Here is a 19,572-nt window from a genome sequence, read left to right on the forward strand (position 1 = left end):
ATCTCCTCCAGCCTGTTGTTGTAAGTCTATCTACGCCTACACTTCAAAATCAACGCTAAGCGTATGATCTTTCACCGTATTGATGTATTGGATCACTTCCTGGTGTACGGGGTGAACGGCATAAGCCTGCAAATCTTCAAGATTGTCTACTTCAACGATCAAAGCCAAATCATAAGAGCGCTCGGAGCGGATCACATCGGCACCCGCTTCAAGGGATCTCAGCATCGGAATTTTCCCGTCCATGTCGCGCAGCACCTGCACGGTTTTCTCAATATTCTCTGCGGTTGGATCCTTCAATTTAAAAAAAACAATATGTTTAATCATCGTCCGTTCCTCCATCTCTAGCATATATGTAAATCTCTCGTATCTATCATACCCCGTTCGACCGGAAAAAGAAATCGCTCCCACGAACATGAGGAACATACAAGGCTCGCCAGATATAACCAAACAGGAGCACCTACTGGACGGCGCCAGAACGTGCTCCTGAATGAACATCCTATTAAAAAAGCCGGTCATTTGGATTTATGCGCTAAATATGGTTCAGCATGTTCCGGGCAATCCAGACCCCGGCGGCTCCTGCCTGAGCAAGCCCTCGGGTAATTCCGGCGCCATCCCCGCCGCAATACAGCCCCTTGATCTCCGTCTCGAAGGAATCCGACAGCTTCGGCCTTGCGGAGTAAAACTTGGCCTCGACGCCGTAGAACAACGTGTGTTCAGACGCAATCCCCGGCGTGACTTTATCAAGCGCTTCAACCATCTCGATCAGACTTTTCATCGTATTGTATGGCAGCACCAAGCCAAGATCGCCTGGAACGGCTTCCTTCAGCGTCGGCTCAAGAAACCCTTCGCGGATTCTGCCCTCGGTGGATCTCCGGCCGCGAAGCACGTCGCCGAATTTCTGCACGATGACCCCGCCGCTAGACAGATCATTCGCCCGCTTGCATATTTCGCGCGCGTATTCGTTAGGCTTATCAAACGGCTCCGTAAACTTATGGGATACCAGCAGCGCAAAGTTCGTATTGGCCGAGCCCAATGCCGGATCCTTGTAGGAATGGCCGTTGGCAGCCATGACGCCGCTGTGGTTTTCCACCACGACATGGCCGGAAGGATTACTGCAGAATGTCCGCACGCGGGTCCCGACCGAAGTGTTGAAGATGAATTTGCCTTCATACAAATGCTCGTTGATTTCACGCATGACCACATCCGAGGTTTCGACGCGCACGCCGACATCCACTTGGTTATTATGCATTTTCAATCTGCGTTTTTTAAGAATGCCGGTCAACCAGGCAGACCCGTCGCGGCCGGGGGCAACCATCACCAGATTCGCCTCATGGACCTCTCCGCCCTTCATCACGATACCGGTGACGCGGTGGGTGCCGTCCTCCTTGACGGTGACGATGTCCTCGACCTCCGCCCGGAATGCCATATCAATCCTTGTCTTTAAATATTCATAAATCGACTTCAGGATTTCCAAATTCTGCTCGGTTCCAAGATGCCTTACCTGTGCGCGAAGCAGCTTAAGGCCTGCTGCGTATCCTCGCTGTTCAATATCGCGGATCGCATGGGTCGTCGGATCTGTAATGGCAGGCGTCGCCCCATGCTCCAGGTTGATGGCGTCCACATATTGAATGAGCTCCATGACTTTGGATCCGGGCAAATAATCGGTCATCCAGCCGCCAAACTCTGTGGTTATGTTGAATTTGCCGTCACTGTATGCCCCGGCTCCACCAAATCCGGCCGTAATCGAGCAGGCCGGCAGGCAACCGGCGAATTCCTTCCGGCCTACCGCCGGAGGACACAGCTTAATCTTCTCCTCCAGAATCGGACAGCTTCTCCGGTAAATATCATGTCCCTTGTCAACCAGCAGCACCCTGCTGCCCGGTGATTTCAATGTCAGCTCATAACATGCAAAAATTCCCGCAGGACCGGCACCAACAACGATAACATCATATTTGCTCATCATATCCCCCTGTGTGTTTGATGTCGTTTGCGCACACCGATTTCAGGCACAAAAAAACCCTGCTCCGAATAGGTATGCTTGCGCACCCTATTCGTAGTCAGGAATTTAAGGTCCCTTGTAGAAACCCCTGAACCTTATTTTCAGGGATATACGAATAAGCCTATTTTTCTCTTCAACAACCATAGTTAATATAAATCGGAATTACGAATGAGTCAATACGAATATTTGAAATTGTTCGTCTTTTGCGATAAATTTCGATTTATACAGGGGAATGATCGTTAATTTTTATATAAATACGAACAATGTTCCAACAAGACCAAATACACATTGTAGGTCTATCGAACCACCGCACCGGCTCCATAAATCATGTAACAACGAAATGGAAACAAATGTTTAGTGATTGGCTATTGAAAAGCTAGTGTCGAATATTGTAGTATTGTGTTAAAAAAAATCGGAGGAATTATGCCTACACAACTGCAGCAAGAAAAACACTCCATTGAGGCGTGGTCCCTGATCAACCGTAAATATTTGGGGAAAGGCGTGCGAGTCAAGCGCTTTCGTCGGCCGACCCGCTGCCAAATTCGTAACCGCGTCCTGCTAGCCGTACTTATGGCCAACGATATCAAATTGTCGCAATTGGCCGAGGAACTGGGAGTATCCTCCCGTAGCGTCAGCGCCTGGGTATATGAGGGACGCGTTCCCGGAAAAAACAACCTGGAGAAAGCCTGCGACTACTTGGGTTATCCCCGCCACATTCTCTTCAGAGAAGAATTGCTGGACAAGTCGCCCTTGATCTGTCAGCCAGCGCCTTCCCGATTCATGAAACGCACCCTGACACGCTCTCCGGTCAGCAATCGGATTCTGACAGGCCTGTGCATGGTTCATGATTTGTCGGTGAGCGATGTCAGCCGCTGGATCGGCGTGCATCCCGGCACGTTCCGCAAATGGCTGCACCAAGGCACCGTACCTTCAGCAGCATTTCAGGAGAAAGCGGAACAGTTCTTTCGAATCCCTAAGTCTGTGTTATTCGCAGATTGCGCACTGAAGCAAGAGTCCCGATAAAACTAGCCGTTAAACCAATAACCATACTTATGATCTGACACAAATGCTCTGCTTGCCGGACTCCATTCGGCCAAGCCGGGCTTATTTTGTGTCATGGCATAGTTTGAGGTTTTCAGGGAATACAAGTAACATCGGGCATACGAAAGCATCCAGGAATGAGGTGACTGACCAATGAAGCTGCGTCAGAAGGAAATTGGCGCTTCACTGGGATTGCTGGCAGGAACGACCATGGGAAGCGGCATCGGATTCCTGCTCGGATGGCACTCCTACAATCTGATGGTCCTGGTTTCCCTCTTCGGTTTTTTCGGTATTGCAGCCGGTCTTTGGGCAGGCTCCCGAAGAATATTCAAAGAGCTCCCTTAAAAACCATGTGAGGCTCGTCGTTCTGCCTGATTCTTGCTGAACGTTCAGGCATAAGCTCAAAAAAAGCAGGCCGGTAATTTTCCGGTCTGCTTTGATATGATTAGTTATGGGTCTTCGTCTCGTTTATAACGTACCATTTCCCAGGCTTAACGCCATCGTTTTTGAAATGTTGAACGACTCCGTCAATGGCGGCTCTTTGGTCATGGCCTCGGGTGGTCGTATCCGGCATATCCTGAATGCTCCAGGTCTTGCCTCCGTCCTCGGTTTTGGCTTGACCGCTGAATCCCGTTTCGGGCGAGATAAAATGGAGAAAGCCGGCATTCGGCGTGCTTCCTATCCGGTTCCATGTTTCTCCGCCATCCGTTGTACGGTACAGATCGTTATTCTCCATCACGGTCCAGGCCTGCTTTCCGTTCAGCGCAAAGATTTGGCGTACTGTGCCCTTCAGTTGAGCTTGAACCTCCCATTCGGTGCCTCCGTCATCACTAAAAGCAATCCAGCCTTCTCCGCCGATCCAGCCTGAGTTATGATTAACGAGCCGGACTGCCGTCACATCCGATAAATCCACATCGGGTTCGGCCGCTGGATCTTCTTGCGTGTCTGCTGCGGAACCGTTTCCTGCGCTGCCATCCGTATGGCCTGAGGTTTCATCCGTGCCGGAAGGCGGCTTTGTCTCAGGAATATCTCCCTTGAGGGAGTTTCCCAATGCCTCAGTCGGCAAAGACCCGGCCCCATTCCCTTTATCCGATGGCTGACATCCGACAGCTACGCTGACTGCGATCAACATCATCAGCATAAAGCCCATCCTGTTTCGAGGTTTTATCATGCGATCACACCCCTTATGTTCTAAATACCAAAACGGCTATTTACGCTATTCGTCCCATTCCATCACCCTCATACGGAACGGTACTCCTATTCAGTATAACGCGATTTCCACATGAAGAGGAACGAAAAAAGCTGTTTTTCAAGTCGAATTCCACTTGAAAAACAGCTTTGCTTCATAGATGCGGTCGAGAGGACTCGAACCTCCACGGGGGTAAGCCCACACGGACCTGAACCGTGCGCGTCTGCCAATTCCGCCACGACCGCATATTATGTAAGTCGTGATCGTGTTGATCACCGTAATTAAGAGTATATTACGCCCCAATCTAAAAAGCAAGCATTTTTTCAAAAAAAATGTCGAAACCATCATTTCATCATGGTTTCGACTAATCAGGCCAGTCTCAGATCGTCCATTGATCATGTATGATGCCGGACAATACCCAACGATCCTCATACCGCTCAAACACTAGCCGCAGGCTTTCCCAGTCCATGCCCGCATAATCAGGATCAACTCCATCATAATAATACTCCACGATGCCGGCCTCACTGTACTGGCTGCTGGCATTGTTCACCGTATTTCCTTCGCTCTTCGATTGGTTATATCCGATCCACGGCGCCTTCGCAAAGTCCAGCGAATAAATGAATTTCTTGTAATAGCCATCAAGAGTCATCGAAATCGGTTCTCCGCTGCCGTCAAACTCACCCCATCGGTAAACGGCGTCGTTGTTCAATCCCTGCCGCAGCTGCTGCTTGCTGAGCGTTACGTCCTTCTGCCGGTCGACGTAAGCATACGGAGAGAAGGTGATTCCGTCTGGATGAGCGAGTTCGGCCAGCTTCTCAAAATCCTTGTTTTTCAAAAATGCGATCGCTTCAGCACTGATTTTGGACAGGGCGGCTTCTGCTTCTTTCGGCGTGAGCAGCGGATAAATCATAGCTTCTTTAGCCTTGTTATCCCAGGATACCTTGCCTCCTAGCCCTTCAGCCGAGAAACGGAGCGGGATGTAAACCCGTCCCTCCCTGAGAAGAGGCGGAGCATCCAGGGTCACGACCTTGCCGTCCTTCACGGCACGGGTATGCCCAACGGTATAACTCGTCGTATGTTTGCCATTGCTCACGATCGCCGACCGATCGGCTTGATTCCAACGCACCTCGGCACCCATAGCTTCCGAAATGCCGCGGAATGGCACCATCACCCTCCCTTGATGAATAAAAGCAGGCGAATCCAGCAGCAATTTGCCGCCATTCACCCTAATTTCAATAGGTTTGTCTGAAGATGTGCCCGAAGCCCAAACTTCTTCTCCTCCAAACAGGAAACCGGCGATCCCTATCGCTGCCGCCATCATACCGGCCAGCAGCTTTTTCACTCCTTGACGTTTCTTCATCACAGACTATCCCCTCCTTCTGCTCAGTTCACTATCTCTTTTTCCATTTCCATTATAAAATGTCTATAACCCATAGACCCATCCATAAAGCAATTGCCGATTACTCCGTGCAGCCACTGGATATGCACTCCCCTCACGCCCCAGGTTCGCTATGCCTAACCCCCCATTTATATTTACTCAACATACCTTTTATACAGTCAAGGATCAGGAAAGAGGAATTGAGACGCTGAGGAAGAACTTGTCTAAGCATGAGATTATATTTCTACCGGGGGGATTCTTATTGAAACGATATCTGCTGCCATTATTCATCCTGATCATGAGTCTGCTTTACATTTTCTTCATTCCTTCCGAGCCCATGCTCGTCAAACTGCTGTTCAAGCTCATCCCCATGTGGCTCATCATCCTGTTTGCATATCGGCAATTCCCGCCCCGTGCCACGAAAGTTCACTATCTTCTGTTATCGGGACTGTTCTTCTGCATGATCGGTGACGGTACGCTGATCTGGTTTGTCGTCGGCCTTACCTTTTTTCTGATCGGTCACCTGTTCTATACGGCCGGCTTTCTGGGACAATGGCGATATTCGCTTCCCCGCCTCCTCAGCATCGTTCCGATTGCGGCCTATTCCGTCTGGATGGGCATTCAATTGGTAACCTCTCTCAACTCAAATGGGGAGCAGGCTTTGATATTTCCCGTCATCGCTTATATTGCGGTCATTTCGACCATGCTCTGGACCTCCGTCATGACCGGAAACCGGTTAGCCATGCTTGGAAGTCTGCTCTTTGTCATCTCGGACTCGATCCTGTCCTGGAACATGTTTGTTTCCGATATCCTTTATTCGAACGTATGGATCATGACCACGTATTATGCAGCCCAGTTTCTGATAGCCAGAAGCATCTCGGCTTTTAACTGGACGAAAGCGCGGAGCAGGGGCGACTCGTCGCTCAATGCTTCCGCCATCCATTAGAAAACCAAAAAAAGCCGAGTCCGGGTTCCCCCCGGGCTCAGCTTTTACAGGACATTTCACCGCTTCATGTTCCATGATATGTCGGTCCATAACTCCCCTATCAAGCAACGAAGCAACGCCGAGTCCTCAATCACGCCAGTTCATGCGAACCTGCTTAATCCCCTCTACCTGCCACAACTGCTCGAACAATCCGTTAATTCCCTTGCTGTTGAACGAGTATACCCGGAATTCCATTGTGACCTTGGTCGAATCGTCTTCCGTCGTGTCATTGTTCACGATCATGCCTTCCACCGTCATATTGGCCTTTTGCAGCAATTCCGTAATCGTGCTCACATGTACCGGACGGTCACCCGCCTCGATGATAATCTTTAAGCTGCCGGACTTTTTGATAAAGAGAAACCTCGATTCCAATTTATTCAGCACCAGCGTGCTGACCAGAACGATCGCTGTCGTGATGATCGCAGGCCAGTAAAAACCGGAGCCCACGCTTAAACCGATAGCCGCTGCCACCCATAAAGTGGCGGCCGTGGTCAGACCTGAAATGATATGATTGGAACGCCGCAATATGGCTCCGGCACCAAGAAAACCGATACCGCTTACAACTTGTGCCGCCAGCCGGGCAGGATCAAACCTCGCATTGGGATGATTGATCAGTGCAGAATCAAACCCGTAGATGGAAGTCAGCATAATCAGCGTCGATCCGACGGCCACCAAGAGATGGGTTTTTAACCCGGCCTGCTTATTCCGGCGTTCCCGCTCCCAACCGATCAAACCGCCGAGCAATGCAGCGAACAGCAGCCGCATCAGCATGGTCTCCGTATCCAGTTGAAACACATCCATTCCTAATCTCCACCCATCTTCATCTTGTAAGGCGGCTCTTCGTTATGCCATATGTTCATCCTGCCAGCGCCATAACTCTTTGCTGGAGGTGGATATGCCGATTACACCGCTCTTTAGAGCCGTATCAAAATCCTCCAAATCGATCATGAGCCCCCCTGCAATGACAGGCACGTCCACCTCTGCGCGAATACGTTCCATAATCCGCTGGCACACCATGCCCGGGAGCACTTCAATGGCATCGGGATTGGAGGCCTTAATCATCTTGATCCCGTTGTCCAGGGAGACGGAGTCAAATACGAACAGACGCTGAACCGTTAACAAGCCCAGCTTCTTTGCTTCCACAATCGCCGTGTTTTTTGTCGTGACAATCCCGTCGATGCCAACCTTCTCAGCCAAGTACTTAACTCCCGTCTTATCTTTGCCGATCCCTTCAATCAGATCAAAATGCACAAACGAAAGCTTGCCTGCCTCGCGAATCTCCTCGACGATCGATTCAATGATAAAAATATCGGTCTTGAGAATAAATACGATGTTCGATTCGGTCGATAACACGGCAGGAAGTTCATCCGCATTCATTAATGAAGTAATAATGGGTTTACGCTTCAAGCAATACGAAATTCGTTGTGCACCTTCAACACTGGTTTTCATGTCTTCACCTCGTTGCCGCCGCAACCTCTCCAATTCTCCCGTTGCCCCGGCATATTTTTGTAGATACTCGTCATTGTGCTTCGTTTGCCTGCTGCAAGGCAGTACCGCTGAGATAAATATCGTGAACCGAATTCAGCACATAGGTGGGCTTCACGCTGCTGTCCATCAGATCCTCCTTGGTCGACACCCCGGTCAGCACCAAAGCCGTGCTCATTCCCGCCTGATTGCCCATCTTGATATCCGTCTCCAGCCGATCCCCCGACATCAGGCAATCTTCGGCCTTCACTCCCAAAATATCAAGAGCCGTCAATGCCGTCAAGACGGAGGGTTTGCCCATGACCGTCGTAATGGTAATGCCGGCAGTGCCTTCGATGGCACCAATCATGCCGCCGCAATCCGGAACATCACCGCCAGGCATCGGACATGTTCGATCCGGGTGGGTAGCAATAACCTCAGCGCCCCCCTTGATCGCCTGATATGCAAAATCCAGATGACGGTAGTGAAAATCCCGATCCCACGATACGACCACGACGTCGGTTTCCTCCGGGGATGAGGCGAATCGTATCCCATTGTCCAGGAGCTCATCCTTCAATATATCCTCGCCAATGACGTACACTTTTGCGTCCGGATGATGCTTCTGAAGATAATGAATCGTAACAAGCGCGGGATTCAGAATATGATTCAATTCAACCTGAATGCCAAGCTTCGCTAATTTCTTTAAATAATTCTCCCTAGAGTCTATCGTTTTGTTGGTCAAAAACAACAGCCTCTTATCCAGTCCCTGCAAGTAATGAATGGTCTCCACGGCACCGTCGATGGCCTCGGCCCCAAGATAAATCGTTCCGTCCAAATCAAAAATATACCCTGCAAAATGATCCATACCTCGTTCTCCTCTGCATGTTCAATCTGTAATTTCGCCTGCAAACGTCATGGGACAGGTCTGGTCAAATATCTCTGTTATATCTCCAGCCCCTGTCCGTAAGGTATACATATGACAGCGCCATGTCCTTTAGTCCCTGGACCGGCGGTTCCTTGCGGATACAAAAAAATGAGAAGCGCTTTGCATGGAAGAAACCTTCATTCATGACAAATGAAAGATTCTCGTTATGCAAAGGGCTTCTCATCATCTCTGCCCGCTCTATAACTTTATATGGTTATACTACATCCACATTTTACATTTGACAAGATCATCATGATGATAAACCTTATCGGTTCATCGCCGACACGGCCGATGGATGCCCGGCTTCTTCTTCGGAGACCGTTTCATTGCCGTGTTCCCGATCCGTCGGAGCTGCAGCCAGCTCTATTCTGCTGCCTTCCGCCACTCCCCATGCCGCTTGCAATTGGTCCTGCAGCAGTTCCCATTGCCTGTCGACTTCCTCATGATCCCACTCTAAGTATTCTCCCATCAAGCTCATGACGGAAGCAATGACTCGCTCGGTTTTGGGCCGGTCGAATATCATCCAGCCTGTTCTTCTTAACAGAAAATCCACGGCACTCATCGTCATTTCGCATTCGATGGAATACTCGATTTCGGCACGCAGCAATCTAAATCCGACAGCTTCTGTTTTGTCGGAAGCAGCCTTGATCCGTTTAAACAGTTCAAGGGTATCGGTACCATACCTGGTCATAAGGCTCCTCACGTCATCGTGCCTGATGCCGAGGGATTCGCCCTGTTTAATAAGCTTCTCCTGAGCTTCCGCATAGGTGAGTCCGTTCAGGTCTCCTCCGCTTATCGGAACCCGATCCGTCGTACAGGGAGGATAGATGGTGCCATCGGCGTCCTGAAGCTGTCTGGCAGCAAGGTTGACAACCTTTTCGGCCATTCTCCGGAATCCGGTCAGCTTTCCGCCCGCAATCGTGATCAACCCGGAATCGGATATAAACAACTCATCTTTTCGCGATATTTCCGAAGGACCTTTTCCTTCCTCGCGAACGAGCGGCCGCAGCCCCGCCCATCCGGATTCGATATCGCTTGGCTTCAGCCCTGCATCCGGAAACGCATGATTGACCGCATCGATGAGATAGCGGCGGTCCTCCTCGGTAATGCCGGGCGTCTCAATCGCCCCTTTATAGAGAGTATCGGTCGTTCCGATATATGTCTTGCCCTCCCGTGGAATGGCAAAAATCATTCGGCCGCCCGGCACATCAAAATAAGCGGCCTGTCGTACGGGAAGCTTGGCATGATCCACCACCAGGTGAACGCCCTTTGTTAAGAGGAGCTGCTTGCCCTTGAGCGAATGATCCTTCAGCCTGACCTGATCCACCCATGGACCGGCGGCGTTTATGATTTTTTTGGCGTATATCGCATAGGTCTCCCCGCTCAATTGGTCTTCCACCTGTGCTCCTGCTACTTTTCCTCCTCGATATATAAATTCCTGCACCTTGGCGTAATTCGCGATGTGCGCTCCCTTAGCCCTTGCAGACTTTACCACTTCGACCGTCAAACGCGCATCATCGGTGCGGTATTCGTAATAATAACCGGAACCTTTCAATCCCTCCTTCCGAAAGAGCGGTTCAAGGGCCAGGGTGCTCTCCCTTCGAAACATCTTCCGCCGTTCGCTGCGCTTGACACCCGCCAGCCAATCATACAGATACAGTCCGACGGAACTGGCAAAATAACCATAGGTGCCTTTTTTATAAATAGGGAGCAGCATGGGGATCGGCTCCACCAGGTGCGGAGCGCTGCGGTGAAGCAGTGCCCGTTCGGAGCCCACCTCCCGTATCAGGCCGATCTCCCCTTGCTTCAAATAACGGAGTCCCCCGTGAATCAGCTTCGTTGATCTGCCGCTCGTTCCTGAAGCAAAATCATTCATCTCCACCAAGCCCACGCTCATCCCTCTGCAGCTGGCGTCCCAAGCAATGCCCGCCCCCGTGATACCGCCGCCAATCACCAGCACATCCAGCTTATTTGCCGACATGTCCTGTAAATAACGGGTCCGCATCTTGGCGGATAAGCTTGTGTCCACCTGACATTCTCCTCTCTCAACATATAATAAGAAAAACATCTATCGACGTACCTTCACAGAAGACAGACCGCATTTAGTGGACGTTTTTCTTGCGATTATCGAATGGGTTCAGCTTCGCTGATAACTTTTACATTCAATAATCTAAAAAAAAAGAACCGCTTCTGCTCGGAATGCATACCAAATACGGTATGCATGTAAGCAAAAGGGTTCTCCGTCGTCTCCGCCGCTTTATGCAATCAATATGATTACTCATTATATGTCGCTTTTATATTTATGTCTATATGGAACCTGATAGAACCGCAAAACCCCGGGATCACTTTTTCCGTAAAGCCGATGGAGCCATCCGCTTATATTTCTTGAAGGTCCGGCTGAAATAATAAATATCGTTGAATCCGGTAGCAGCCGCGATTTCCGATACCGTAAGCGGGCTTTCGCGGAGCAGGTAATCCGCCCGGTTGAGCCTGGTTTCATTCACGTACTCCGTTACGGTTCGGCCGCTGATTTCCTTGAACAACCGGCTGAAATGAAAACGGCTGAGGCCGGCCATGCCGGATAACTGCTCCACCGACAGATCCTCCCGGTAATGCTCCTCGATATACTTGAATATCGGTGCAAACCGCTCGACGTTCTTCATCCGCTCGACGTATTCATCCTGCGTCAGAACCGTTGCGACATAACCTCGAAGCAGGAGCGTAAGCAATCGGTACAGCTCCGATTTGATAGCCAGCTCATAACCGAATTCCTGCCGTTCCAGCTCCTTGATAATGGATAGCATGGGCGCCAGCGCATCAGCCCCGCTGATTCGGTTCTCGAAGATCAGCCGGTTCTGGGTGATCGGCGTGATGAATTTCATCTCGGGCGCATCCAGGGAATGGCTCTGCAGCAGCGAAAAATCCGCGATTAACGCATAATAAAACAAATGGTCCGACTGGCTGAGGCCATAATGCAGTTCATTCCGGTTAATGACGATCATATCGCCTTCCTTGGCGGTAAAGGTGGTCGAGCCGCATTCCAGCGTCGCTTCCCCCGAAACAAAATATAATATTTCAAGATGCTCATGCCAGTGATGATTAAATAATACCTGTCCCCGGCCATCAAACTCGCAACGATGAACCTTGATCGGAAACTGAGGATCCGGCATCGTCATCGGTTCTCGCAGTGTTTTGTCCAATGCTCTGATCTCCTTCCAGTAAGACAGCACAATTGTACAAACAAACAGCACGGTTTATCATGGCGTCTTCCTCTAAAAGCATTATAATACGAAAGTGTAATGCAGTAAATTCAGAGGAGTGAACTCATGAAATCTATTAATGTTGGCGTCATTGGCACTGGATCAATCTCTGCTATGCATTTGCAATCCTATCAAAAACATGCGAACGCGAATTTGCTCGCCGTGTGCGATTTAAACGAAGAAAGAGCACAGCGCGCAGCTGAAAAATACGGCGCTACCAAAGTCTACACGGACTATAAAGAACTTCTGGCCGATCCGGAAATCGATGCGGTAAGCATCTGTACCTGGAACAATACGCATGCCGAAATCAGCATTGCGGCACTGAATGCCGGCAAACACGTTCTGGTTGAGAAACCGCTTTGCCGCACCGTTGAGGAAGCGCTTCAAGTACAGGAGGCCGTGAAATCCTCAGGCAAGATGCTCCAGGTCGGTTTCGTAAGACGTTATGACCCTAACGCCCAGATGCTCCGCGAGTTTGCAGACAAGGGTGAATTCGGGGAGATCTACTTCGCGAAGGCTTCCTCCATTCGCCGCCTTGGCAATCCGGGCGGCTGGTTCTCCGACATCGAACGTTCCGGCGGCGGACCGCTCATCGATATCGGCGTGCACGTCATCGATCTGTGCTGGTACATGATGGGCCGTCCGAAGCCGGTTGCCGTCAGCGCCAATACATACCGGAAGTTGGGCAATCGCTCTAACGTGCGCAACCTGTCCTTCTATAAAGCAGCTGATTATGATGCTGAGAAGAACACCGTCGAGGATATGGCGAATGCAATGATCCGTTTTGAAAACGGCGCCTCTTTGTTGGTGGACGTAAGCTTCACGCTGCACTCGAAGGAAAATCTGCAATCCGTTAAATTGTATGGAGACAAGGGCGGATTCGAGATCGACCCTGAGGTTTCCATCGTAACCGAGAAGCACGATACCATCATCAACATCCAGCCGCAAACCGACAACAAGGGATTCGACTTCGATGCTGCTTTCCAAAGCGAGGTCAATCACTTCATTTCCTGTATCGAGAACGGCACAACACCGCTCAGCCCGGTTGAAGACGGCGTTGAGATCATGAAGATTCTGTGCGGCATCTATGAATCCGCCGAGAAAGGGGCTGAAGTTCTCCTATGAAACTCGGAATAAGCTCGTACAGCCTGTACCAGGCCATGAACAAAGGCGAAATGACCATTACCGACGTCATCGACTACGTTGCGGAGATCGGCGGAGAGCATATCGAGATCGTTCCGCTCGGCTTTAACCTCAAGGAAACGCCGGAGCTGATCGATACGATCAAATCCCGTGCCGCCTCCAAAGGACTTGAAATCTCCAACTACGCCATCGGCGCCAATTTTGCGGAATTGGATGACGCTGCTTATGAAGCGGAGATTGAACGAGTTAAAGGCGAAGTGGACATTGCGGCTGCGCTTGGCGTCAAGCTGATGCGCCATGACGTAGGCTCTTCCAAGGACTTGTCCATCACGCATTTCCTGGAGGAACTTCCGCGGCTGGCCAATGCATGCCGCATCATTGCCGATTACGCGGCAGAACGCGGCATTACCACCAGCGTGGAGAACCATGGTTACTTCATTCAGCATAGCGACCGCGTCAAAGCTCTGGTTCAGACCGTGAACCACCCTAATTTCAAAACTACCCTGGACATCGGAAACTTCCTCTGTGCAGACGAGGTATCCACCGTGGCTGTCGCGAACAACATCGGCCTCGCGTCCATGGTTCACTTCAAGGACTTCTACTATCGTCCGGCTAACCGCGCGCCCGGATCCGGCTGGTTTAACACCTCCAGCGGCAACTGGCTGCGCGGCGCGATTGTCGGCCAAGGCGATATCGATATGCCGGAAGTCGTTCGCATCGTGAAGGAATCCGGTTACGACGGCTATATCTCGATCGAATTCGAAGGGATGGAAGATTGCCGCACGGGTGCTAAATTTGGTTTGGAATATGTCCGTAAAGCCTGGAACGAAGCTTAAGGCAGAAGGCTTATGGATCACACAAGGATGATATAAGGGGGATATTAGGATGTCGAAGCCTATCATGCCTAACAAAATTGGCGTTATCGTTGACAGCTTTCGGGTTGGCGTAAGAGAAGGTCTTGTCAAAGCACGGGAGGTCGGGGCGGACGGCGTACAGATTTATGCCGTTCACGGCGAAATGGATCCAGCCAACCTCTCCGCTTCCGCTCGAAAAGAATTGAAGGATTATATCGATTCCCTGGGACTTGAAATTTCCGCCCTCGTCGGTGACCTTGGCGGACACGGCTTTCAGGATCCTGCCGAAAATGCGGCCAAAATCGAAAAATCCAAGCGGATCATGGAGCTCGGTTTGGAGCTTGGAACCAATATCATTACGACCCATATCGGTATCGTGCCGCAGGATCACACCGGCCGCGTATACGAAACGATGCATAAGGCCTGCGTAGAGCTCAGCACCTTCGCGAACTCGATGAACGCGTTTTTTGCCATCGAGACGGGGCCGGAGCCTTCGGCTCACTTGAAATCATTCCTGGACGGCCTGGGTTCCAACGGCGTATCCGTTAACTTTGACCCGGCCAATATGGTCATGGTTACGGGCGACGATCCAGTACAGGGCGTATACAACCTGAAGGATTATATCGTCCATACGCACGCGAAGGACGGAATCAAGCTGGCAGACTACATCGATCCTCGTGACGTATACGGCGATTTCGGATATGAAGCACCCGCGCTTGACCATGACAAAATTGCCGATATGGCGGAATCCGGCGAGAAGTTCCGTGAGGTTCCGCTTGGCGAAGGCGGCGTTAACTGGAATGCTTACCTGCAAGCCCTTAAAGATATCGGCTATACCGGTTATTTGACAATCGAACGCGAAGTGAAGACCAATCCGGAAGCGGACATCAAGCTTGCCGTGGACTTCTTGAAGACGTTCAGAGCATAAACCGACGCAAGCTTTGAGACCGTTCCAAGCAAACCGCAACGTTCGCTTGGAACGGACTTGATAAACACAAACAACAGGCCGATCAGGAAATTTCCTGATCGGCCTGTTCATTGTCGCACCATGATGTATGTTGGAACTTGAAACTTGTATACCTTAAGATACCGCTTGTTTCCCCGTCACGGTCTCCAAAGCCCCGTTCGCTCTCGCTGAACGGATCTCGGCTTCGATAATTTCCAGCGATCCTGCCGCGCTGTCTGGCGTACATACCGTTACCGGCTTTCCTTGCGCAACATGCTCGATAAAATACTGAAGCTCGCGGTAGTAGCCGGAATCTCCGGACAGTTCGGCTGTAAAGCCCGGTGCGTCTTCAGGATACACCTTCAATTCATTATTCTCGAACACCAGGGTAGCCTCCTCGAAATTTACCCGGTATCCCATATGGAAGCCATGTTCGCCGTGCAGCGTCCAATCCGCATGGGCGTTAATCACTTTCCCGTCAGGGTAAGTGTAATGGGTGGATACGATATCGTACGAGCTTCCATCAATGATCGTTTTGGCGAATGTGGACACCCGCTCCGGTTTGCCCATCAGCCAGTGGATCATGTCCGCGTCATGCACATGCATGTCCGTGATGCAGCCTCCGCTTTTCTCCCCTTCCAGGAACCAGCCCTTAGGAGGCTCCGATCCCCGGAAGAATTCGCCTGCAACGATGCTGCCGTAGCGGCCGTCCTCCACGCATTCTTTCAAATATTCATAAGCCGGCCAGAAACGCAGGCATTGTCCGATCATCAGCGTTTTGCCCGTGCGTTCCGCTGTTTTCACCATGCGCCAGGCTTCTTCCGAGCTGCCCGCAACAGGTTTCTCGCACAGGACGTGAATGCCGCGCTCCAGCAGCATGCAGGACATATCCGCATGCAAATACGTTGGCAGGCACACATCCACGATATCCAGCTCTTCATGCTCGAGCATTTTGTCCACATGATCGTAAAGACGATAGGGCTCCAGGTCGTAGACATCCCGCTCGGTCGCCATATTCCCGTTGGCTTTGCTGTCTTTAAGCTCATCGATGAGGAGATCGCAAATCGCCACCAGCTCGATGTCTGCGCCTTCTTGAGCCAAACGAAGATAATTGTCGAAATGCATGCGGCCCATGAAACCAAAACCCAATATTCCGATCTTAAGCATTCTCATTCCCTCCGTATCCCTTATGATTATGATTGTCCTTGATGCTGCCGCGCGTCCGGCTTGCGCAAAGACGGCGTCCGTCCGAGAATCGCATCCATCGCATTGGACGTGTTAAATATGATCTGCTCCGAATAATGGGTGTAGGCCGGGATCATCTCTGCCGTGACATAGTTGTCGTAGCCGATCAGGCGCAGAGCTTCCACCACTGCGGGATAATTGACGTCTCCTGCCAGCAGGTCGACAAAGCCGTGCAATCCGCCTGCCTGCCTGCGGTAATCCTTGAAATGAACTTTCTTGATCCGCTCGCCCAAAATCCGAATCCAATGCTCCGGATAACCGTTGTGCACGACGTTGCCTACATCGAAATAAGAGCCTACATAGTCGGAACCGATCTCGTCAATGAAGGTCCGCAATTCCAGCGGGGACAACAGGAATTTGTTCCATACATTCTCGAGCGCGATCGAAACGCCGGCGCTTTCCGCGTACGGAACCAGCTTGCGAATGGATTCTTGAGCCCGCTCGTAAGCATATTCGTAGTCGATGACTGCGGAACCGGGAACAAAATCGACGCCGACCGCCCCTGGTATCACAAGAATGGCATCCACACCGAATGCAGCCGCGAGTTCCAGCTGCTTTTTGCAAACGTCCATGGCCTTTTCACGGATGGCCGGGTCGTCGCTGGTCATCGGATAGTCCCAATACAAGCCTGTCGCCAATCCTGCAATATCGAGGTCTGCGTCCTTCAGCTGTGCCGTTATGCTCTGCACTTCCTTATCGCCTGCCTGGAGCCCGAGCTCCCCCGTTTGGTTCAGCGACAATTCGATTCCGTCAAAGCCCGCTTCTTTTGCCAATCGGATACAGTCGGAGATGGAAGCCTCTCCCGGGAACGACCAGATATTAATCCCTTTTTTCATCGCAAACCCCTCCAAAAATTCATAGGTTGATGATGTTACAAATGTTTTCTGAAACGCATCATTTGACTTTTTCCGTCAAGTTGTAAATAAACCAATTGGATGTAATAATACTTATATAATAAATAAACATTCCAAGAAATGATTTAGAAAGAAAAGCGATTATTTGGACAATTCCGTTCTATTCTCTTAATAACATTTGGGAGTGAATCTACGATGGCCGATATGGACCCCGATTATCCGGTAAAACGCGAAGCGCCTTTCCGCGAATGGTCGCCCAGCATTCATTATGCGCAGTTTCAACGCATGGCGACGGGAGCTCTCCCGCAGCGCAGGTTATATGATTTCGAGCTGCTCTATGTATGCCATGGGGAAGCCGTTACCACGATGTACGGGAACCGGCATGTCGTCGAAGCAGGCCAGCTGATCTTTCTGCCGTCCGGCGTTTACCACCAAAATGAGGTGGTTTCCCATCCCGACGCGCGTTTTCTGGGTATCCATTTTGATTTTTTCGATGAGTTGGACATCCAGACGGAAGCCGATATGATCGTGAACGAAGCCGTGGTGGATACGGATAAGTTCGCTCATGAAGCCGTGTCATCCGCCTTCCCTCCCCTTTCTTCCCGGATTATCTATACGCCTCCCCTGCCATGCATACAGATGATGGAACGCATCGTAGAGGAATTCACCCTGCGTCCCGCCGGCTACGAGCTTGCCTGCAAGGGACTGATGCTGGATGTGCTGGTTCAACTGTTTCGGACGCACCCCTCCCGGGCATTGACGGAAACGTCGCCGCACGAGGCCAAGCTGATCGAGCTGATGGCTCAAATCGAAAAAGCTCCAGCCAAAGACTGGAGCAACAAAGTCATCGCGGAGCATTTGATGTTAAGCGCGGATCATACCGCCAAATTGTTTAAGCGCCTTGCCGGGATGCCGCCGAGCGAATTCGTGCAATCCGTTCGTCACCGGGAAGCGCGCCGGCTGCTCAGGGAATCCGACATCTCGATCGAGATGGTTGGCGAAGGCGTCGGATACCCGGACATTCATTATTTCAGCCGCATCTTCCGGAGGCTGGAGGGGATTACCGCTACCGATTACCGGAAGCTGTCAAGAATTCTGTAAGGCATGAAGACCTTCGGCACGTACATGCGTTTGAAGCCAGCGTTCCATTCGTTCGAGCGCTTCGCAGAGTCGAGCGGACGAAGCGGCATACGAGCAGCGAATGAAGCCTTCGCCCCCGGTACCGAACACATGGCCCGGCACAACGGCTACTTTGGCCTCCCGAAGCAATCGCTCCGCGAACTGCTGCGAGCCGAGGCCGGTTCCGGTTATGCTGGGGAATGCATAGAAGGCTCCCTGAGGATCGCGGCAGCTCAGGCCGATATCGCTCAGTCCCTGCACAAACATTTGTCGGCGCTCATCGTAAGCCTGCCTCATCTCGTCCCGATCCCCGAGCCCGTTCCTTAAACATTCGATGGCCGCAATCTGTCCCATGATAGGCGCGCAGAGCGCGGTATACTGATGGATCTTGACCATTGCGCTCACCAGCCCGGCATCGCCGCAGAGGTAGCCGACCCGCCAGCCCGTCATGGCGAAGGCTTTGGAGAATCCGCCGATGATGACGGTCCGCTCCCGCATCCCCGGCAGGGAAGCGACGCTCGTATGCGTGCCGCTATAAGTAAGCTCGGCATACATCTCGTCTGAAATCACCACCAAATTGTGCTCGACCGCAAGGCGCGCGATCGGAAGCCAATCCTCATGGGTCATGACGGCTCCTGTCGGATTGCTCGGAAAGTTAACAACGATCGCTTTCGTCCGGGGCGTGATCGCCTGCTGCAGTGCATCTGCCGTCAACTTGAAGCCATGCTCGGCGGATAGCTCCAGCTCAACGACGGTGCCGCCGTTCAATTGCACAAGAGGAGCATAGGCGACATATCCCGGTACGGGAATGATAATTTCATCGCCCGGGGAGATGAGCGCCCGCAGCGCAAGATCAATCGCTTCGCTGCCGCCGACCGTAACCAGGACCTCCCTCGACGGCTCGTATTGCAGCTGGAAGCCGGCATGCAGATAGTCTGCAATTCCTTCCCTCAGCTCCATCAGCCCTTCATTCGGCGTGTACATCGTGCGCCCATGCTCCAGCGCCTGTTTGCATGCATCGATCGCACACTGGGGCGTCACGAAATCCGGTTCGCCCACGCCGAGCGAAATGACCTCGTCATCCGCTTCCGCAGCATTAAAAAATTGCCGGATGCCGGATGGCGGCATGACTTGCACCGTCGATGTTAGAAAGCTGCTCGTTGTCTTCAT

General features: G+C 51.5%; 19 protein-coding genes, 1 tRNA gene and 1 riboswitch. Of the genes, 7 read left to right on the forward strand and 13 right to left on the reverse strand.

The window, feature by feature from the left end:
• Window positions 1-36: 36 nt before the first annotated feature.
• Together AC3RCL_RS22950 and AC3RCL_RS22955 are read right to left on the reverse strand one after the other, a co-directional pair.
• Complete coding sequence (locus AC3RCL_RS22950; RefSeq protein ID WP_015736721.1) at window positions 37-324, reverse strand: Dabb family protein; 288 nt, start codon at window positions 322-324, stop codon at window positions 37-39.
• Window positions 325-529: 205 nt separating this feature from the next.
• Window positions 530-1,960, reverse strand: a complete 1,431-nt coding sequence (locus AC3RCL_RS22955) for an NAD(P)/FAD-dependent oxidoreductase (RefSeq protein ID WP_492536449.1) — start codon at window positions 1,958-1,960, stop codon at window positions 530-532.
• A 74-nt stretch (window positions 1,961-2,034) separates the two neighbouring features.
• A riboswitch (purine riboswitch) is annotated at window positions 2,035-2,134 on the reverse strand.
• 288 nt (window positions 2,135-2,422) lie between these two features.
• On the opposite strand from AC3RCL_RS22955, the gene AC3RCL_RS22960 reads away from it, so the two are divergent.
• Both AC3RCL_RS22960 and AC3RCL_RS22965 read left to right on the forward strand, forming a co-directional pair.
• Complete coding sequence (locus tag AC3RCL_RS22960; RefSeq protein ID WP_009593788.1) at window positions 2,423-3,022, forward strand: helix-turn-helix domain-containing protein; 600 nt, start codon at window positions 2,423-2,425, stop codon at window positions 3,020-3,022.
• A gap of 171 nt (window positions 3,023-3,193) precedes the next feature.
• Window positions 3,194-3,385 carry a hypothetical protein gene (locus tag AC3RCL_RS22965; RefSeq protein WP_090909398.1) on the forward strand — a complete coding sequence of 64 codons (192 nt, stop codon included), beginning with the start codon at window positions 3,194-3,196 and terminating at the stop codon, window positions 3,383-3,385.
• A gap of 100 nt (window positions 3,386-3,485) precedes the next feature.
• Here the strand turns inward: AC3RCL_RS22965 and AC3RCL_RS22970 are convergent, their stop codons facing one another.
• The 3 genes from AC3RCL_RS22970 to AC3RCL_RS22980 all read right to left on the reverse strand — a co-directional run bounded on the left by AC3RCL_RS22970 (window position 3,486) and on the right by AC3RCL_RS22980 (window position 5,589).
• A complete protein-coding gene (locus AC3RCL_RS22970) occupies window positions 3,486-4,211 on the reverse strand; it encodes a WD40/YVTN/BNR-like repeat-containing protein (protein WP_249732768.1) in 726 nt (241 codons plus the stop codon).
• A 179-nt stretch (window positions 4,212-4,390) separates the two neighbouring features.
• Window positions 4,391-4,474: transfer RNA gene (locus AC3RCL_RS22975), tRNA-Leu, on the reverse strand.
• Window positions 4,475-4,608: 134 nt separating this feature from the next.
• The gene (locus AC3RCL_RS22980; RefSeq protein WP_213579403.1) at window positions 4,609-5,589 is read right to left on the reverse strand and encodes a copper amine oxidase N-terminal domain-containing protein; all 981 of its coding nucleotides are present in this window, start codon (window positions 5,587-5,589) and stop codon (window positions 4,609-4,611) included.
• Between the two features lie 280 nt (window positions 5,590-5,869).
• Here AC3RCL_RS22980 and AC3RCL_RS22985 point away from each other — a divergent pair, with 280 nt between their 5' ends.
• Window positions 5,870-6,553: a lysoplasmalogenase gene (locus AC3RCL_RS22985; RefSeq protein WP_375120492.1), complete on the forward strand. Its 684-nt coding sequence runs from the start codon at window positions 5,870-5,872 to the stop codon at window positions 6,551-6,553.
• Window positions 6,554-6,679: 126 nt separating this feature from the next.
• Here AC3RCL_RS22985 and AC3RCL_RS22990 read toward each other — a convergent pair whose 3' ends face one another.
• From AC3RCL_RS22990 to AC3RCL_RS23010, 5 genes are all read right to left on the reverse strand, one after another.
• Window positions 6,680-7,393, reverse strand: coding sequence for an MgtC/SapB family protein (locus AC3RCL_RS22990; RefSeq protein ID WP_009593619.1), 714 nt, complete (start codon window positions 7,391-7,393; stop codon window positions 6,680-6,682).
• Window positions 7,394-7,435: 42 nt separating this feature from the next.
• Window positions 7,436-8,041, reverse strand: coding sequence for a glycerol-3-phosphate responsive antiterminator (locus tag AC3RCL_RS22995; RefSeq protein WP_015736728.1), 606 nt, complete (start codon window positions 8,039-8,041; stop codon window positions 7,436-7,438).
• Window positions 8,042-8,111: 70 nt separating this feature from the next.
• Window positions 8,112-8,921 (reverse strand): HAD-IIA family hydrolase, encoded by an 810-nt coding sequence (locus AC3RCL_RS23000; RefSeq protein WP_015736729.1) that lies wholly within the window; start codon window positions 8,919-8,921, stop codon window positions 8,112-8,114.
• 325 nt (window positions 8,922-9,246) lie between these two features.
• The gene (locus AC3RCL_RS23005) at window positions 9,247-11,010 is read right to left on the reverse strand and encodes a glycerol-3-phosphate dehydrogenase/oxidase (protein ID WP_492532185.1); all 1,764 of its coding nucleotides are present in this window, start codon (window positions 11,008-11,010) and stop codon (window positions 9,247-9,249) included.
• Window positions 11,011-11,323: 313 nt separating this feature from the next.
• Window positions 11,324-12,181 carry a helix-turn-helix domain-containing protein gene (locus tag AC3RCL_RS23010; RefSeq protein WP_015736731.1) on the reverse strand — a complete coding sequence of 286 codons (858 nt, stop codon included), beginning with the start codon at window positions 12,179-12,181 and terminating at the stop codon, window positions 11,324-11,326.
• Window positions 12,182-12,307: 126 nt separating this feature from the next.
• Here AC3RCL_RS23010 and AC3RCL_RS23015 point away from each other — a divergent pair, with 126 nt between their 5' ends.
• From AC3RCL_RS23015 to AC3RCL_RS23025, 3 genes are read left to right on the forward strand one after another with little or no spacing between them, the layout of a single operon-like run.
• Entirely contained in the window at window positions 12,308-13,366 is a 1,059-nt protein-coding gene (locus AC3RCL_RS23015; RefSeq protein WP_015736732.1) for a Gfo/Idh/MocA family protein, read from the forward strand.
• Window positions 13,363-14,220: a sugar phosphate isomerase/epimerase family protein gene (locus AC3RCL_RS23020; RefSeq protein WP_015736733.1), complete on the forward strand. Its 858-nt coding sequence runs from the start codon at window positions 13,363-13,365 to the stop codon at window positions 14,218-14,220. The genes AC3RCL_RS23015 and AC3RCL_RS23020 overlap by 4 nt, the downstream gene beginning before the upstream one ends.
• 49 nt (window positions 14,221-14,269) lie before the next feature.
• Window positions 14,270-15,166, forward strand: a complete 897-nt coding sequence (locus AC3RCL_RS23025) for a sugar phosphate isomerase/epimerase family protein (protein ID WP_015736734.1) — start codon at window positions 14,270-14,272, stop codon at window positions 15,164-15,166.
• A 153-nt stretch (window positions 15,167-15,319) separates the two neighbouring features.
• Here the strand turns inward: AC3RCL_RS23025 and AC3RCL_RS23030 are convergent, their stop codons facing one another.
• Both AC3RCL_RS23030 and AC3RCL_RS23035 read right to left on the reverse strand, forming a co-directional pair.
• Window positions 15,320-16,351 carry a Gfo/Idh/MocA family protein gene (locus AC3RCL_RS23030; RefSeq protein WP_492532189.1) on the reverse strand — a complete coding sequence of 344 codons (1,032 nt, stop codon included), beginning with the start codon at window positions 16,349-16,351 and terminating at the stop codon, window positions 15,320-15,322.
• A gap of 26 nt (window positions 16,352-16,377) precedes the next feature.
• A complete protein-coding gene (locus AC3RCL_RS23035; protein ID WP_015736736.1) occupies window positions 16,378-17,265 on the reverse strand; it encodes a sugar phosphate isomerase/epimerase family protein in 888 nt (295 codons plus the stop codon).
• A 213-nt stretch (window positions 17,266-17,478) separates the two neighbouring features.
• On the opposite strand from AC3RCL_RS23035, the gene AC3RCL_RS23040 reads away from it, so the two are divergent.
• A complete protein-coding gene (locus tag AC3RCL_RS23040; protein WP_145037198.1) occupies window positions 17,479-18,384 on the forward strand; it encodes a helix-turn-helix transcriptional regulator in 906 nt (301 codons plus the stop codon).
• Here AC3RCL_RS23040 and AC3RCL_RS23045 read toward each other — a convergent pair.
• Window positions 18,370-19,572 (reverse strand): aminotransferase class I/II-fold pyridoxal phosphate-dependent enzyme, encoded by a 1,203-nt coding sequence (locus AC3RCL_RS23045; protein ID WP_492532192.1) that lies wholly within the window; start codon window positions 19,570-19,572, stop codon window positions 18,370-18,372. The genes AC3RCL_RS23040 and AC3RCL_RS23045 overlap by 15 nt on opposite strands.

The sequence above is a fragment of the Paenibacillus sp. MT86 genome (assembly GCF_058792535.1).

What these genes read in the sequence shown, in the direction of transcription:
- AC3RCL_RS22965 (WP_090909398.1), top strand. Translation starts at nt 3,194, where the DNA reads ATGAAGCTGCGTCAGAAGGAAATTGGCGCTTCACTGGGATTGCTGGCA.
- AC3RCL_RS23025 (WP_015736734.1), top strand. Translation starts at nt 14,270, where the DNA reads ATGTCGAAGCCTATCATGCCTAACAAAATTGGCGTTATCGTTGACAGC.
- AC3RCL_RS23000 (WP_015736729.1), bottom strand. Translation starts at nt 8,921, where the DNA reads ATGGATCATTTTGCAGGGTATATTTTTGATTTGGACGGAACGATTTAT.
- AC3RCL_RS23045 (WP_492532192.1), bottom strand. Translation starts at nt 19,572, where the DNA reads ATGAAGACAACGAGCAGCTTTCTAACATCGACGGTGCAAGTCATGCCG.
- AC3RCL_RS23020 (WP_015736733.1), top strand. Translation starts at nt 13,363, where the DNA reads ATGAAACTCGGAATAAGCTCGTACAGCCTGTACCAGGCCATGAACAAA.
- AC3RCL_RS23015 (WP_015736732.1), top strand. Translation starts at nt 12,308, where the DNA reads ATGAAATCTATTAATGTTGGCGTCATTGGCACTGGATCAATCTCTGCT.
- AC3RCL_RS23030 (WP_492532189.1), bottom strand. Translation starts at nt 16,351, where the DNA reads ATGCTTAAGATCGGAATATTGGGTTTTGGTTTCATGGGCCGCATGCAT.
- AC3RCL_RS22960 (WP_009593788.1), top strand. Translation starts at nt 2,423, where the DNA reads ATGCCTACACAACTGCAGCAAGAAAAACACTCCATTGAGGCGTGGTCC.
- AC3RCL_RS22995 (WP_015736728.1), bottom strand. Translation starts at nt 8,041, where the DNA reads ATGAAAACCAGTGTTGAAGGTGCACAACGAATTTCGTATTGCTTGAAG.
- AC3RCL_RS22990 (WP_009593619.1), bottom strand. Translation starts at nt 7,393, where the DNA reads ATGGATGTGTTTCAACTGGATACGGAGACCATGCTGATGCGGCTGCTG.
- AC3RCL_RS22970 (WP_249732768.1), bottom strand. Translation starts at nt 4,211, where the DNA reads ATGATAAAACCTCGAAACAGGATGGGCTTTATGCTGATGATGTTGATC.
- AC3RCL_RS22955 (WP_492536449.1), bottom strand. Translation starts at nt 1,960, where the DNA reads ATGAGCAAATATGATGTTATCGTTGTTGGTGCCGGTCCTGCGGGAATT.
- AC3RCL_RS22980 (WP_213579403.1), bottom strand. Translation starts at nt 5,589, where the DNA reads ATGAAGAAACGTCAAGGAGTGAAAAAGCTGCTGGCCGGTATGATGGCG.
- AC3RCL_RS23040 (WP_145037198.1), top strand. Translation starts at nt 17,479, where the DNA reads ATGGCCGATATGGACCCCGATTATCCGGTAAAACGCGAAGCGCCTTTC.
- AC3RCL_RS23035 (WP_015736736.1), bottom strand. Translation starts at nt 17,265, where the DNA reads ATGAAAAAAGGGATTAATATCTGGTCGTTCCCGGGAGAGGCTTCCATC.
- AC3RCL_RS22950 (WP_015736721.1), bottom strand. Translation starts at nt 324, where the DNA reads ATGATTAAACATATTGTTTTTTTTAAATTGAAGGATCCAACCGCAGAG.